Source organism: Ruegeria sp. AP12 (assembly GCF_056540025.1).
This window is the reverse complement of sequence record NZ_JBQFVZ010000001.1, coordinates 318,152-333,406: the sequence shown is the minus strand read 5'-3', so window position 1 is coordinate 333,406 and position 15,255 is coordinate 318,152. Positions and strand designations below refer to the sequence as shown.

13 protein-coding genes are annotated in these 15,255 nt (G+C 61.4%); 10 read left to right on the top strand and 3 right to left on the bottom strand.

Annotated features, from left to right (window positions below):
* The first annotated feature begins 27 nt into the window (after positions 1-27).
* Genes ACR0E6_RS01650 through mdoH form a run of 3 tightly spaced genes read left to right on the top strand, consistent with a single transcriptional unit; the run spans position 28 to position 4,606 of the window.
* Complete coding sequence (locus ACR0E6_RS01650; protein ID WP_480580509.1) at positions 28-1,245, top strand: OpgC family protein; 1,218 nt, start codon at positions 28-30, stop codon at positions 1,243-1,245.
* Positions 1,242-2,741, top strand: coding sequence for a glucan biosynthesis protein G (locus ACR0E6_RS01645; RefSeq protein WP_170449395.1), 1,500 nt, complete (start codon positions 1,242-1,244; stop codon positions 2,739-2,741). Before ACR0E6_RS01650 ends, ACR0E6_RS01645 begins: the two co-directional genes overlap by 4 nt.
* Positions 2,738-4,606 carry a glucans biosynthesis glucosyltransferase MdoH gene (mdoH, locus tag ACR0E6_RS01640; protein ID WP_480580507.1) on the top strand — a complete coding sequence of 623 codons (1,869 nt, stop codon included), beginning with the start codon at positions 2,738-2,740 and terminating at the stop codon, positions 4,604-4,606. Before ACR0E6_RS01645 ends, mdoH begins: the two co-directional genes overlap by 4 nt.
* On the opposite strand, the gene ACR0E6_RS01635 is transcribed toward mdoH, so the two are convergent.
* Positions 4,607-5,431: a CE1 family esterase gene (locus ACR0E6_RS01635; RefSeq protein ID WP_480580505.1), complete on the bottom strand. Its 825-nt coding sequence runs from the start codon at positions 5,429-5,431 to the stop codon at positions 4,607-4,609.
* A complete protein-coding gene (locus tag ACR0E6_RS01630; RefSeq protein ID WP_170524806.1) occupies positions 5,431-5,901 on the bottom strand; it encodes a rhodanese-like domain-containing protein in 471 nt (156 codons plus the stop codon). Before ACR0E6_RS01630 ends, ACR0E6_RS01635 begins: the two co-directional genes overlap by 1 nt.
* A gap of 220 nt (positions 5,902-6,121) precedes the next feature.
* On the opposite strand from ACR0E6_RS01630, the gene ACR0E6_RS01625 reads away from it, so the two are divergent.
* Genes ACR0E6_RS01625 through selD form a run of 7 tightly spaced genes read left to right on the top strand, consistent with a single transcriptional unit; the run spans position 6,122 to position 14,193 of the window.
* Entirely contained in the window at positions 6,122-8,992 is a 2,871-nt protein-coding gene (locus tag ACR0E6_RS01625; RefSeq protein WP_480580502.1) for a monovalent cation/H+ antiporter subunit A, read from the top strand.
* A complete protein-coding gene (locus ACR0E6_RS01620; RefSeq protein ID WP_170449386.1) occupies positions 8,992-9,351 on the top strand; it encodes a Na+/H+ antiporter subunit C in 360 nt (119 codons plus the stop codon). Before ACR0E6_RS01625 ends, ACR0E6_RS01620 begins: the two co-directional genes overlap by 1 nt.
* Positions 9,348-10,871, top strand: coding sequence for a monovalent cation/H+ antiporter subunit D (locus ACR0E6_RS01615; RefSeq protein WP_480580499.1), 1,524 nt, complete (start codon positions 9,348-9,350; stop codon positions 10,869-10,871). Before ACR0E6_RS01620 ends, ACR0E6_RS01615 begins: the two co-directional genes overlap by 4 nt.
* Complete coding sequence (locus ACR0E6_RS01610; RefSeq protein WP_170630878.1) at positions 10,871-11,368, top strand: Na+/H+ antiporter subunit E; 498 nt, start codon at positions 10,871-10,873, stop codon at positions 11,366-11,368. Before ACR0E6_RS01615 ends, ACR0E6_RS01610 begins: the two co-directional genes overlap by 1 nt.
* Entirely contained in the window at positions 11,365-11,634 is a 270-nt protein-coding gene (locus ACR0E6_RS01605) for a K+/H+ antiporter subunit F (protein WP_170524812.1), read from the top strand. The genes ACR0E6_RS01610 and ACR0E6_RS01605 overlap by 4 nt, the downstream gene beginning before the upstream one ends.
* 7 nt (positions 11,635-11,641) lie before the next feature.
* Positions 11,642-12,028, top strand: coding sequence for a Na+/H+ antiporter subunit G (locus tag ACR0E6_RS01600; protein WP_170524815.1), 387 nt, complete (start codon positions 11,642-11,644; stop codon positions 12,026-12,028).
* 5 nt (positions 12,029-12,033) lie between these two features.
* On the top strand, positions 12,034-14,193 hold the full coding sequence (selD, locus tag ACR0E6_RS01595) for a selenide, water dikinase SelD (RefSeq protein ID WP_480580497.1): 2,160 nt from the start codon (positions 12,034-12,036) through the stop codon (positions 14,191-14,193).
* Here the strand turns inward: selD and mnmH are convergent.
* Positions 14,184-15,236: a tRNA 2-selenouridine(34) synthase MnmH gene (gene mnmH, locus ACR0E6_RS01590; RefSeq protein WP_480580495.1), complete on the bottom strand. Its 1,053-nt coding sequence runs from the start codon at positions 15,234-15,236 to the stop codon at positions 14,184-14,186. The two genes, selD and mnmH, sit on opposite strands and share 10 nt — an antisense overlap.
* Positions 15,237-15,255: the final 19 nt, after the last annotated feature.

Here is a 15,255-nt window from a genome sequence, read left to right as displayed (position 1 = left end):
AAAAAGACCAAGAAGGACAGAAAACGTATGGCGACTGCATCGCCCGCTTCTGATTTTGCGCCTGTGGCGGCCCCGGTGGCCGATCCGGCAACCGTGCGCGACCCGCGACTGGATTTCTATCGCGGCATCGCGATGTTCATCATTCTGGTTGCCCATATCCCCGGCAACCCCTGGACAAGCTGGATTCCGGCGCGCTTCGGGTTTTCCGACGCTACCGAGATCTTTGTGTTTTGTTCCGGCATGGCCTCGGCCATCGCCTTTGGCGGCGCGTTTCTGCGCAAGGGTTGGTGGATGGGCACCGCCCGCGTGGCGTTCCGCATCTGGCAGGTCTATTGGGCGCATATCTGTCTGTTCTTCTTTGTCGCCATGACCATGGCGGCGTTGGATAATTCCGGCCTGTTTACAAAGAACTACGTCTCGTCCCTGAACCTGCAGCATTTCTTCAACGATCCGCTGCCGCAGATGGTCGGGATTTTCACCCTGACCTATGTGCCCAACTACTTTGACATCCTGCCGATGTATCTGGTCGTGCTGGCGATGATGCCGCTGTTCATGGCGTTGTCGCGCATCGGGTTCTGGGCCGTCGCGCTGGCTTCGGTGTCGATCTGGCTGGTGGCTCAGACCGGCGCGCTTGCCCTTCCGGCCGAGCCTTGGTCGGACCGGCAATGGTTCTTCAACCCGTTCGGCTGGCAGTTGCTGTTCTTCACCGGCTTTGCCTTCATGCGCGGCTGGATCCCTGCCCCGCCGGTGTCAAAAACACTGATCTGGGCGGCGATTGCGTTTCTGGTTCTGTCCGCGCCTATCGGGTCGTGGAAAGTGTTCTTGTGGGTGCAATCTGCAGCCCCCGGCCTGGCCGAAGAAATCCGCGAGATCTGGCCCCTGACCAAGGAACTGCGCGGCAAGACCGAGTTTGGCCTGTTCCGCTACATCCACTTCCTGTCGCTGGCCTATCTGGGCTGGGTCGTCGCGGGTGAGCATGGCCACCGCCTGATCGCCTCGGGCCACAGTGTCGGCGCACGGGTTTGGCAGGTGGTGCTGAAGCTGGTGACCAAGGTCGGCCAGCAATCGCTTGCGGTGTTCGTCTTCTCGATGGCGGCAGCCCGTCTGATCGGCGTTGCGCTGGATCAGGCTGGGCGGGATGGTGCCACCGTTTTCGCCGCCAACATGATTGGCTTTGCCATGATCATTGCAGTGGCCTATCTGGCCGGCTGGTTCAAATCTCATCCGTGGAAATCTAAGAAATGACTTTGACGCGCCGCGCATTTCTGGCCTCAACCTCCGCGCTGTTTCTGGCGCCCGCCACCTTTGCCTCGGGCGGAGACGTGCCATTTGACCGCGATCATGTGATCGAGTTGGCCCGTGAACTGGCCAGCCGCCCCTTTGCCGAGCGTGAGATGGTGCCGCAGGAATGGCAGGACCTGACGTACCAGCAATACCGCTCGATCCGGTTCCGTCTGGATCGCGCCCTTTGGTACGAGACCGAGACCCCCTTCAACGTCGATTTCTTCACGCCGGGCCTGTACTTCCCGCGCACGGTCAAAGTGTCGACGGTGGAGAATGGCATGACCAAACCGGTGGCCTTCGATCTTGCGATGTTCGACAAGTCGGATGAGGTTCCGACCCTGCCTATCGACGACACGCTGGGCTTCTCGGGCCTGCGCCTGCGCACCGAAATGCACCGCCCCGGCAAAACAGATGAGTTCTGCGTCTGGCAGGGGGCCAGCTATTTCCGCGCCATCGGCCTGCACGAGGTTTACGGTCTGTCCGCCCGCGGTCTGGCGCTGAAAACCGGCGATCCGGATGGTGAGGAATTCCCGGAATTTATCCGCTTCTGGCTGGAACGCCCGGAACCGGGCCAGCGCAACATGGTGGTCCACGCGTTGATGGACAGCCCCAGCGTGACCGGGGCCTATCGTTTCAACGTTACCGCCGGTGCCGACTGCATCATGGATGTCGAAGCCACCCTGTTCCCGCGCACCGAGCTGGATCACGTCGGCATCGCGCCTGGAACCTCGATGTTCCTGTTTGATCAGACCAACCACAGCCGGTTCGACGATTTCCGCCCCGCCGTGCACGACAGCGACGGGCTGCTGATCCGCAATGGCGCGGGTGAGGTTATCTGGCGGCCTCTGGCCAACCCGACGCGCCTGCAAATCTCATCTTTCGTGGACACCAACCCCAAAGGGTTTGGTCTTATGCAGCGCAAGCGCGAATTCTCGGACTATGCGGATCTTGAGGCGAATTATCACAAGCGCCCCAGCCTGTGGGTCGAACCGGGGGATGACTGGGGCAAGGGCACCGTCACACTGGTCGAGATTCCGGCCGATCAGGAAATCTATGACAACATCGTTGCCTATTGGCGTCCGGCGGAACCCTATGCTGCAGGCAGTCGGGTTGATCTGACCTACCGTTTGATCTGGGGCGAGGAACCCCAGCGCACCTCGATGCCGCGTGTCATCAACACGGCGATGGGGGAAAACACCTTCGGCGAAGGCCGTCTGGCCGTGATCGACTTCGAACCCAGCGAGTTGTTCGACGATCTGGACGCCATTCGCATCTTTGCTAATTCGCCTCATGCCGAAACTTCGGACGGCGTGTTGCAGCGCAACCCCGATACAGGCGGTGTGCGTCTGGCCTTCTCGTTCCAGCCCGGCGAGCGCGATTATGTTGAACTGCGCGCGCAACTGCTGGTGGGCAAGCAACCGGCCTCCGAAGTCTGGCTGTACCGTTGGACCACATGAGCCGCGATCTGCATATCATGCCGCCCGAGGCGCCTTTGGCCATGCCCGCGCAGGATTTCCGCGCGGGGTTCCGCGATGCCGGGGCGCCGTCGGGCAAACGCCGATCCGCCGGGTTCTGGCGCGCGCTGGCCTTTTCGCCCGCCATGGCGGCAACGCTGGGCCTGCTGTGGGTCATGAGCGATTGGTTCGGGGCCGAAGGCATCAATCTGGTCGAAGGCATTCTGCTGGCTCTGATCTCGTTCAACTTCTTCTGGATCTCGTTCACTGTCTGCACCGTGCTTCTGGGCATGATTTCCCTGTCCCGGCAGGACCGTCCGGTCAGACGGGAACGCGCGCAACCGCTGCGCGTCGCCCTGTTGATGCCAACCTATAACGAGGTGCCGTGGTTCGTGCTGGGCAATGCCCGCACCATGCTGGAAGAACTGTGCGCGCGTGGTGGTCAGCATGAATACGCGATGTTCATCCTCTCGGACACGCGCGACCCGGATATCGCCGCGCAAGAGCAAGCCAGTATCGAAGCGCTGCGCACGACCTTGGCCCCGGACCTGAAGCTCTATTACCGCCGCCGCCCGCAGAACACCGACCGCAAGGTTGGCAATATCGCCGATTGGGTCAGCCGCTGGGGCGCGGATTGGGACGCGATGCTGGTTCTGGATGCCGACAGCCTGATGACCGGCCGCGCCATTGCCCGCCTGACGGATTCGCTGGCGCGCGACCCCGGCGCAGGCCTGATCCAAAGCTACCCTCAACTGATCGGCGCGCAATCGGTCTTTGCCCGGATGCAGCAGTTTGCCAATGGCGTTTATGGCATCGCCTTTGCCGAAGGTCTGGCCCGCTGGTGCGGGCAAGAGGGCAATTATTGGGGCCACAACGCCATCATCCGCACCAAGGCCTTCGCCACTTGTGCCGGTCTGCCCAAGCTGCGGTCCTTGACCGGGCAGGAAAAGCTGATCATGAGCCACGATTTCGTCGAGGCCGGTCTGCTGCGCCGCGCCGGTTGGGCTGTGCGGTTCCTGCCGCGCATTCGGGGGTCTTACGAAGAAACGCCACCCACCCTCATCGACCACGCCATGCGGGATCGCCGCTGGTGTCAGGGCAACCTGCAACATCTGAAACTGCTGGGCTCGCGCGGGTTCCGCTCGGTCTCGCGGTTTCACATGTTCCATGGGGCGGTTGGATATCTGATGTCGCCGCTGTGGTTTGCGCTGCTGCTGATGTGGGCGCTGATCGGTCAGGGCGAAGAGGCCTCGGTTCTGCATTACTTCAGCCCCGATAATCCGCTGTTCCCGCAATGGCCCGAAATGACCGAGACGCGCCACGTGCTGATCATTCTGGTCATGTACGCCATGCTGCTGGCCCCCAAGGTTCTGGGTGTGGCCGCCCTGCCCCTGAGCGGTGTGCGCTATTCGGATTTCGGCGGCTGGCGGCGGTTCTTCACCTCGTTCCTGTTCGAGGTCATCCTGTCGATCCTCTATGCACCAATCCTGATGGTACAGCAGATGATCGCCGTGTTCCGCACCGCCTTGGGCTTGCAAAAGGGCTGGTCGCCGCAAGCACGCGATGGCGGCAGCTATTCCTTGCGCACCCTGATCCTGTGCCACACGCTGGAAACCATCAGCGGCATCGCGCTGAGCGTTGGTATTCTCGCCGGATTGGTCTCGGTCTGGCTCGCCCCGATTGCGATCAGCCTTGCGCTGGCGATCCCGCTGTCCGCGCTCAGCGGCGTGTCCGCAGGCACCGCCCGCCGCATGGTTGGCATGCGCGAGGATTTTGCCGAACCGGCCATCACCCGCTCGGCCCGTCGTCACCGGGATGAATTGAAGCGGCTGATCGAAGGCAAAGGCACAATGACCCCGGCGGAGTAATCAGCCGCCGGGCAACCCCTCGTACCAGTCCAGCATCATGTCAGCCCAGCCACTGGGCACGTTGTGACCGCCGGGAAACAGCGCAAATTCCAGCGCACTGCCTTCGGCGCATCCCATCCAGTTGCGCCGCATGAATTGCCCGGTGGTCGAAAACCCGCTGGGCTTCGTATCCTCGCATTCGTTGGCGATGCGCCAGATTTCGAGGCCCGCAAAGATATCGCCCTGATGAAAGCGCCCGCCGCCCAGCAGACGCCCTTCTAACGGGACCACATTGTCGGTCCAACCATGGGTGTGGAACATCCGAACCGGCCCTTCGCAGGCTTCGGGATGCGGACGCCAGAACCCGCCCGAGACGGGCACATAGGCCGAGAATGTATCGGGTGCCGCGCAGGCCAGGTAATTCACCATGAAGCCACCAGCCGAGAACCCGCCAAGTATCGCGCGTTCACTGTCGATGCCAAAGCGCGCGGCCGCATCTTCGACCGTTTCGCTAAGAAACGCGGTTTCATCACGATCCCCAAAGCCCGGATAGAAGTTCCAGCTTTTGGTGCCGCCCCTGTCCGGTCGTTCCAGCGCTTCGGGGGCCATGACGGCATAGCCACGCTCTAGCAATGGGTCCACCATAGCGCGGTTTCTCATGGTTCCGGCACCGCTGCCCCCATAGCCATGCAGGAAAACCACCAATGGCGGGTTTTCGGCGTTTGGCAATTCTATGTGATATTCGCCCGACGGCGTCTGGCAGGTCCCTTGATCCGGACCACAATCGGCAAGGGCCGAGCTTCCTGCAAAAGCCAAACAAAAAGACAGCCAGTATTTCGTTTCCATCACGTCCCCTCGGTATAAGCTTCGACCGGCAACCCGGCGCGCACCCAGCCCGGCCCGGCGGCAGACCCCAGCATGCCTTCGGGCACATCGATGATATTGGTGAAACCCGCCTCGGTCAGTTGGTTGCTCAGCCGGGCTGAGCGGACCCCGCGGGCGCAGATCAGGGCAACGGGGGCGGATTGATCTCCGCCCGTCAACGTCGTCAAAGCCTGAACAAAATCGTCCCGCCGCATATCCAGCGGCTGCGCCCCCTGCCCGATGCCAGTTGCGCGCCATTCGCGCGGCGTGCGGATATCCACCAGCAGAACATCGCCCGAAACCGCCTGTTGATGCGCCTGAGATACGTCCAGCTGTCCACCAGAATAATCCTGCGGGATCAGACGGTATTCCCGTATCGCAAACCCGGCTGCGATAGCGGCCCCGCCACCCAGCAAAACCCACCTTCGGGTCCGGTTTGTCCTGTCTGCCATGCGGGGCCCTCCTGCACTGACGGGAGTTTTCTAACACAGCAGCGGGGCCGGTGCTGCGCGGAAAACCGGCTACCCGTTCAAGTTCGCGTCATTATTACGCAGGTTAATCACATCCGGAATACATCTTTTGAGGCCGTTCGAAACCTTGCAATTTTTGGACAGTCAATAAATTATCCTTACCAATTCAATCATATTGACCGCTCAGACCGGAGTATCGCACTTGTCCCTATTCCTCATCGCGGCCCTTCCCTTTATCGGAGCTGTTTTTCCAGCCCTCCTGATCCGGGCGGGACGAAACGCAGCCGCCTCGGCCGCTGGGTTGACCACCTTCCTGGCCCTGATGGGGTTGTTGATCCACATCCCCTCGGTCATGCGAGGTGAGGTCGTGACCGCCCGGTTCGACTGGATACCGGGCCTGGGGCTGAACGCGAACTTCATGCTGGACGGGCTTGGCTTTCTGTTTGCCCTGCTGATTTTGGGCATCGGTCTGCTGATCATTCTATATGCACGGTTCTACCTGTCGCGCGAAGATCCGATGGGGCAGTTCTATACCTATCTGCTGCTGTTTCAGGGCGCGATGGTCGGGATCGTTCTGTCCGACAACATTCTGCTTTTGTTGATCTTCTGGGAGTTGACCTCGTTAAGTTCCTTCCTGCTGATCGGCTATTGGAAACACCTGCCCGAAGGCCGTCAGGGCGCGCGGATGGCACTGGCTGTAACCGGTGGCGGCGGGTTGGCGATGATCGCTGGGATGCTGATCCTGGGCAATATCGTGGGGTCTTATGACCTGAGCGTGATTCTGCAGAACAAGGAACTGATACAGGCATCGCCCTATTATATGCCCGCGCTGATCCTGATCCTGCTGGGCTGTTTCACCAAATCGGCGCAGTTCCCGTTCCATTTCTGGCTGCCACACGCAATGGCCGCACCGACGCCGGTTTCGGCCTATCTGCACTCGGCCACGATGGTGAAAGCGGGCCTGTTTCTGATGGCGCGGATGTGGCCGGTTTTGTCGGGCACCGATGCGTGGTTCTATATCGTTGCCACCACCGGTCTGGTAACCATGCTGCTGGGGGCGGTGATCGCGCTGTTCAAGGATGATCTGAAGGCGCTGCTGGCGTTTTCAACTGTCTCGCATCTGGGCCTGATCACCATGCTGCTGGGCTTTGGCACCAAGTTTGCCGCCGTGGCCGCCGTGTTCCACATCATCAACCACGCGACCTTCAAAGCCGCACTGTTCATGACCGCCGGGATCGTCGATCACGAGACGGGAACGCGCGACGTCAAACGGCTGGGCGGTCTGCGCCACCTGATGCCGATCACCTTCACAATCGGCACCATCGCTGCACTTTCGATGGCGGGCCTGCCGCCGCTGAACGGGTTCCTTTCGAAAGAGATGATGTTGGAAGAAACCGTACACACCACATGGCTGAACTCGCATTATCTGGTGCCGGGTCTGGCCCTGCTGGCGGCGTTGTTCTCTGCCGCCTATTCCTTCCGCTTTGTCAGCCATGTGTTCCTTGGACCGCAGCGCGACGACTACCCCGCGCATCCGCATGATCCACCCGTCGGGCTGTGGATTGCCCCGGCGTTCCTTGTGGTTCTGGTTGTGCTGATCGGCTTCTATTCCGCCGCTATCGTCGGCCCATTGGTGGCCGTTGTGTCCAGCGCTGTGATCGGGGGCGAGAAACTGCCCTATTACTCGCTGAAATTGTGGCACGGGTTTACTCCGGCGCTGTATATGTCAGTCGTGGCCACGCTGGGCGGTCTGTTCCTGTTGGCGCTGCACAAACGGGGCGAGTATGTGTGGGACGCTCTGCCCCGCCCCGAGGCCAAGGTGATTTTCGAGGCCGTCATCAACGCCTTCACGCGCCTCAGCCAGTGGATCACGGATGAGCTGCACAATGGGGTGCTGAGCCGTTACGCCATTATTTTCGTCGCCTTCACCGTGGGGCTTGGCTATTACGCCTATTCGACGGGAACCATTGGTGTCGAAACCCGTGTTCCGATTCCCGCGCAGATCATTCCCATCATTGGCTGGATCTGTCTGGTCGGCGCGACGCTGGGCATCATGTGGTTCCACCGCAACCGTCTGCTCTCGCTGGTGTTGATCGGCGTTGTTGGCCTGATCGTTTCGGTTGCCTTCAACTATCTGTCGGCACCGGATCTGGCACTGACCCAGATCTCGGTCGAAGTGGTGACGATGATCCTGCTGCTTTTGTCGCTGAACTTCCTGCCGACAGAGACGCCATGGGACAGTTCTGCCGCGCGGCGCTGGCGGGATGCGGCGATTTCCGTGGTTGCTGGCGTGGGAACCGGGGCGCTGATCTATGCGATCATGCTGCGCGACTTCGCCTTCCCGACGATTTCCGAGTTCCATCTGGAGAACTCGTACAAAGGCGGTGGCGGCACCAATGTGGTGAACGTCATTCTGGTCGACTTCCGGGGCTTTGATACCTTTGGTGAGATCATTGTTCTGGGCATTGCCGCGCTGATCATCTTTGCCTTGACCGAGGCGGTTCTGGGCACCAATGTGCGCGGCTACCTGCTGAATCGCAAACCGCACTGGCCGCAATCGGGGGATTCACACCCGCTGATGATGGTGGTCGTTACCCGCGTGATGATGCCCATCGCGCTTATGGTCGGGGCCTATATCTTCTTCCGGGGGCACAACCAGCCCGGCGGCGGCTTCATCGCCGGTCTGATCGTCGCGATTGCGTTCCTGATGCAATACATGGCCAGCGGCTATACCTGGGCGATTGAACGACAAAGGTTCTACTATCACGGCACCATCGGCTGGGGCGTGCTGATCGCCGCCGCCACAGGTCTGGGGGCGTGGTTCAACGAGCGTCCCTTCCTGACCAGCGACTTCGGCTACATCAACTGGCCCCCGCTGGAAGAGTTCGAATGGGCCACCGCCATGCTGTTTGACGTAGGCGTGTTCCTCGCCGTTCTGGGGGCGGTGATGCTGGCGCTCGACAGCCTGTCGCGCTTTGCGTGGCGACCGGGCATGGCGCAGGAATTCCCGATGGATATCAACCCGCTGCGGGATGCCCCACAGGACGAAGTAGAAGAGAAGGAGCAGGCCTGATGGAAGCGCTGGTTGCCTCTGCCGTAGGCATTCTGACCGCCGCCGGGATCTTCCTGATCCTGCGCCGACGGACATTCCCGGTCATTCTTGGCCTGTCGCTGATCACCTATGCGGTGAACGTGTTTCTGTTTGCCACCGGACGTCTGGCCCTGAATGCGCCTGCGGTTCTGAACAAATACGAAGACGTCCCCTATACCGACCCGCTGCCGCAGGCGCTGGTGCTGACGGCCATCGTGATCTCGTTCGGAATGACGGCGGTGATCGTGATGATCGCCCTGTCCGCCTATCTGTCCTCGAAAGACGACCATATCGACATGAGCGCAAGCGACAGCGTGGACGCGCCGGAGGAAGACGCATGAACCACTGGATCGTTGCGCCGATCGTCCTTCCCGCGATCCTGGCCCCGTTCATTATCATGGTCCTGCGCTATCATCTGGACCTGCAACGCATCTTCTCGGTCTCGGGCGTCGTTGCCTTGCTGGGCATTGCCCTGACCGTCACCGCCCAAGCAGCGGGAGGGGATATTCAGGTCTATGAGCTTGGCAACTGGCCCGCGCCTTTTGGCATCGTCATGGTGCTGGACCGGCTTTCGGCGATGATGGTTCTGCTGACCGCTTTGCTGGCGTTGCCCATTGTGCTCTACGCTATCGCTTCGGGCTGGGATGAACGGGGGAAACACTTCCACGCCCTGTTCCATTTCCAGCTTATGGGCGTTTGCGGCGCCTTCCTGACCGGTGACGCCTTCAACCTGTTTGTGTTCTTCGAGGTTCTGCTGATCGCCTCATACGGTCTGATGACCCATGGCGGCGGGTCCGTGCGGCTGAAATCCGGTGTGCAATATGTGGCCTACAACTTGCTGGGCTCGACCCTGTTCTTGTTTGCTCTGGGCACGCTTTACGGTGTGACCGGCACACTGAACATGGCCGATATCGCCCTGCGCGTGGCCGAGATCCCGCCCGAAGACACCGCTCTGCTGCGCGTCGGTGCGGTGCTGCTGCTGCTGGTCTTCTGCATCAAGGCCGCCGTTTTGCCGCTGCATTTCTGGCTTCCAGCCAGCTATGCCAACGCGCCGCTGCCGGTGGCCGCGCTGTTTGCGATCATGACCAAGGTCGGCGCCTACTCGATCATCCGGATGTATACGCTGGCCTTCGGTCCCGAGGTCGAGGCGACCCAAGGGCTGGTCGGCGACTGGCTGCAACCCGCCGCGCTGGTCACGCTTGCGGTCGGGGCTATCGGCATTCTGGGATCGCAGCATATCGCGCGGATGGTGGCCTTCTGCGCTATTGCTTCGATGGGGACGCTGCTGATCGCAATCTCGCTGTTCGCGCCTCAGGCCAGCGCCGCCGCACTGTATTACGTGTTCCATTCGACGCTCGCCACGGCGCTGCTGTTCCTTGTCGCCGATCTGGTGATGGAACGACGGGGCGGCGCGATCATGCCCAAAGCACCGATGGCGCAGACCGGGCTGATCTCGGCCTTGTTCTTTGTCGGGGCCATTGCCATGGCCGGTATGCCGCCGCTGTCGGGCTTTGTCGGTAAGCTGCTGGTGCTGGATGCCTCGCGCGGGGCGCCGGATGCGAGATGGGTCTGGGCCGTGATCCTGATCGGGTCCTTCGTCACCATCGTCGGACTGGCGCGCGCAGGCTCGTTGATATTCTGGAAAAGCCACGATGCATCAACACCGGAAGATGACGACACCCCCAAAACCGCGCCCGAGCCGCAACCCGGACTGGCCTTTACATCCGTCTGCGGTCTGGTCGCCGGGCTGATCCTGCTGACTATATTTGCCGGGCCCGCACTGACCTACACCAGCAAAACCGCTGAACAACTGTTCACGCCCGAGCACTACATCTCGGCCGTGTTGGGAGGGGAAGAATGATCAAGCTGCTACGCCGCGTATTCCCGCACCCGCACCTGACCTTCCTGCTGACGGTGGTTTGGATGCTGCTGGCCAACAAACCGTCGCTGAACTCGTTGGTCTTCGGGCTGATTCTGGGGATCATCATTCCCTTTATTACTCAACCCTACTGGCCCGACCGCCCAAAGCTGCGCAACTGGCCGATGGTCGTTGAATACATGCTGGTCGTTCTGTGGGACATCGTGATGGCCAACATCACCGTGGCCCGGATCATCCTGTTCAAGCGCGACGGGGACCGCCAGCCCAACTGGGTCTGTATCCCGCTGGAACTGCGCACGCCCGAGGCGATCACCGTTCTGGCCGGCACCATCACCATGACGCCCGGCACCGTCAGTTGCGATCTGTCAGCGCAGGGGCATAACCTGCTGGTGCACTGCCTCGACGCGCCCGACCCCGACGCGGTCCGCGACCAGATCAAGCACCGCTACGAGCGCCGCCTGAAGGAGATTTTCGAATGATTGACTATGCGATCTGGTTTGCCTTCGCCTGTTTCGGAGCAGCAATCATGATGTGCCTGTGGCGGATCATCACCGCCGATGGCGTCGGCACTCGCGTTCTGGCACTGGACACGATGGTGATCAACACCATCGCCCTGATGATCCTTTACGGTCTGGATCAGGGTACCGAGATCTTTTTCGAAGCCGCCATGATCATTGCCATGCTGGGCTTTGTTTCAACCGTGGCCTACGCGCGCTTTATGCTGCGCGGCAATATTATCGAGTGAGGGCGGCATGACTTTTCTCGTCGAACTTCTGATTGCAGCCTTCCTGATCATGTCTGGCATCTTCGGCTTTGTGGGCTCTTTCGGGATGATCAAACTGAAGGACCCGATGTCGCGTCTGCACGCACCCACCAAAGCGACCACGCTGGGGGTTGGCGGCGTGCTGCTGGCCTCGATCGCGCATTCTGTCTTGTTGGAAGGCAAACTTTCCCTGCACGAGTTGCTGATCACCCTGTTTCTGTTCCTGACCGCCCCGATCACGGCCCTGTTCATTGCCAAATGGCACATACATCGCCATGAAAAGCCCGAGGATCTGCCGGACGCGGGTGAGGATGAGCTTTGGGCCACCCACGCGGTCGAGCAGGTCGAAGACGTCCCTGACCACAGTACGAACTGATCCTGATGAATAGACCTCCGCTGCCCCTGACCCGTGATCTGGTTCTGATTGGCGGAGGCCACACCCACGCGCTGTTGCTGCGCAAATGGGGGATGAACCCGCTGCCCGGTGCACGGGTGACAGTGATCAACCCCGGCCCGACCGCGCCTTATTCCGGGATGCTGCCCGGCCATGTCGCGGGGCACTATGCCCGGTGGGAACTGGATATCGATCTGGTAAAGCTGGCCCGATTTGCCGGTGCGCGGGTCATTCTGGGGGCGGTCGATGGCATCGATACCACACAGCGCTGCGTTCATGTACCGGGGCGTCCGCCGGTGGCGTTCGACGTGGCCTCGGTCAACGTCGGGATTACCTCGGACATGCCCGCCCTGCCCGGCTTTGCCCAACACGCGGTGCCTGCCAAACCCTTGGGCCCTTTCGCCGCCCGTTGGGCTGCGTATCTGGATGGCAGCGGCCCCGCATCGGTTGCCGTGATCGGCGGAGGGGTTGCGGGTGTCGAGCTGGCCATGGCCATGGCCCATGCCTTGAAATCCCGCAAGCGCGCGGCGCAGGTGACGCTGATCGACAATGCCTCGGCCCTGACAGCGACCGGACCCAAAGCCGCCGCGACGATCCGCCGGGCAATGGCCGGGCTTGGCGTCGAGGTGCTGGAACAGACCGCGATCAAGGAAATCGCCGCCGATCATGTGGCGTTGCAGGATGGTCGCCAGATCGAGGCCCAGTTCGTAACCGGAGCCGCAGGGGCCCGCCCCTATGACTGGATCACCCGCACCGGGCTGGACCTGCAGGACGGGTTCATACGGGTGAACGGCCACCTTCAATCCAGCCATCCGGCCGTTTTCGCCGCTGGGGACTGTGCCCATCTGACGGAAAACCCACGCCCCAAGGCGGGCGTTTATGCGGTGCGTGAAGCCCCGGTTCTGTTTCACAACCTGCGGGCGGCGCTGGGGGCCGGGACGATGCGGCGCTATATGCCGCAAAAGGATTACCTGAAACTGATCTCTCTGGGCGGCAAATCCGCATTGGGCGAGCGGCTGGGCACCTCGTTCAGCGGCGCATTGATGTGGCGGTGGAAGAACCACATCGATCAGAGTTTTATGAATAAGTTCCGCGATCTTCCCGCGATGCAAGCCCCGGAACTGCCGCGCGATCATGCGGCAGGAGTGACGGAGGCACTGGGCGACAAACCCATGTGCGGCGGCTGCGGGGCCAAGGTTGGGCGCGGTGCATTGCAACAGGCGCTGGCGGCTTTGCCTGATCCAACCCGGACCGACGTGACGCCCCTGCCCGGAGACGACGCTGCGCTTTTGACGACGGGTGGGGTGCGGCAGGTCATGACCTCAGACCATTTGCGCAGCATGACCAATGACCCGGTGCTGATGACGTGTATCGCGGCGGTGCATGCTTTGGGGGATATTTGGGCCATGGGGGCCGAACCGCAGGCTGCGACGGCGACACTGATCCTGCCCCGCATGTCCGCAGCATTACAGGAACGCACCCTGAGCGAGATCATGACCACCGCCAACGAGGTCATGCGAAAGGCCGGGGCCGAGATTGTCGGCGGTCACTCTTCGATGGGCGATGAGATGACGATTGGGTTTACGCTGACGGGTTTGTGCCGGGATACGCCGATCACTCTGGCCGGTGGCCGACCGGGGGATGTGCTGATCCTGACCAAGCCTATTGGCAGCGGCGTCATGATGGCTGCGGAAATGGCGCAGCGCGCCGATGGTGCCAGCGTGGCAAAAGCCTACGAGATCATGACGCAACCGCAGGGCGCTGCGTCGCATATTCTGGCCGACGCTCATGCTATGACCGACGTCACCGGATTCGGTTTGGCGGGTCACCTGAAGGGCATGTGCGACGCCTCGGGCTGTGGCGCGGTTCTGGATCTGGAGGCTGTTCCTGCAATGCCCGGGGCCTTGGACCTGAGCGACAGCGGTATGCATTCCACCTTGTTCGCGGATAACAGATCAATCGCGCCCGAACTTCCCTCGGACGGCAAGGCGGCGCTGTTGTTCGACCCTCAAACCGCAGGTGGGTTGCTGGCAGCCATCGCGCCTGACGATGCCGACGCGGTGTTGGAAGACCTGCAAAACGCCGGTTATCCGGCGGTGCGCATCGGTTACTTGACCGAAGCATCGGGCCTGCGGCTTCAAAGCTGATCCAGAGCCCGTTCGATCCGGGCGGCTGCCGCATTCAAGCCCGGCTCATCTAAGCGCGCGACCTCGATCTGCGCCAGTGTGTCGGTCGCAAAAGACCGTCGGGACTTGGTGTAGGCGGGATCGTAATGCTGCTCCATCAGGGCGCGGGTCAAGGCCGGTTTGTCCCCGGCATTGATCAGGTGCAACCACCCATCAACAACCTCGTGCCCACGATGGAGGCGCAGCGGTGACAGCCGGTCGCGCAGACGTTCGGTGTCCGACAGGATGTCGTCATATGCGCGGGCGAGATAGGCTGCGCGAGCCTCAATCGGGGCGCTGACGTGAATGCGCGGCGCGTTGCACATCGCGGTCCAGACGCTGGGCGGCAATATGCGCTCTCCGATTTTGGACGACTCCGCCTCGACCACAACCGGGCGTGCCGGGTCCAAAGCGCAGAAAGCGGCAGAGAGAGCGGATTCAAAAGCCTTCTGGCTGGGCTGCCCGCCCGGCCTTTCCCCCAGCAAAGACCCGCGATGATTGGCCAGACCTTCCAGATCGACGACCTGAACACCTCGCTGGTTCAGACAATGCAACAGGTCGGTTTTGGCGGTCCCGGTATATCCATCCAACGCCACCAGCCGAAACGGCAGCGGTTGGTCATACAGATAGGCATTCACCAAACGGCGATAGGTGCGATACCCGCCCTCTACCACTTCGGCCCGCCACCCGATCTGCTGCAATGTCCATGTGAATGAGCCCGAGCGCTGACCGCCGCGCCAGCAATAGACCAGTGGACGCCAGTTGCCCTCATGATGGCTGAGCCTGTGTTCGATGTGATTGGCCGCGTTCCGAAACACCAACGCGGCCCCAAGCTTGCGGGCCAGAAACGGGCTTTGCTGTTTGTAGATCGTTCCCACCCGCGCGCGTTCTTCATTGTCCAAAACAGGCAGGTTGATCGCACCGGGCAGGTGATCTTCGGCAAACTCTGCCGGGCTGCGCACGTCGATCACGGTGTCGAACCCATGCGTATAAAGCTGTGTGAGATCAGAGAATTTCAAAGCCATGGCAACGATCTAGCTGTCC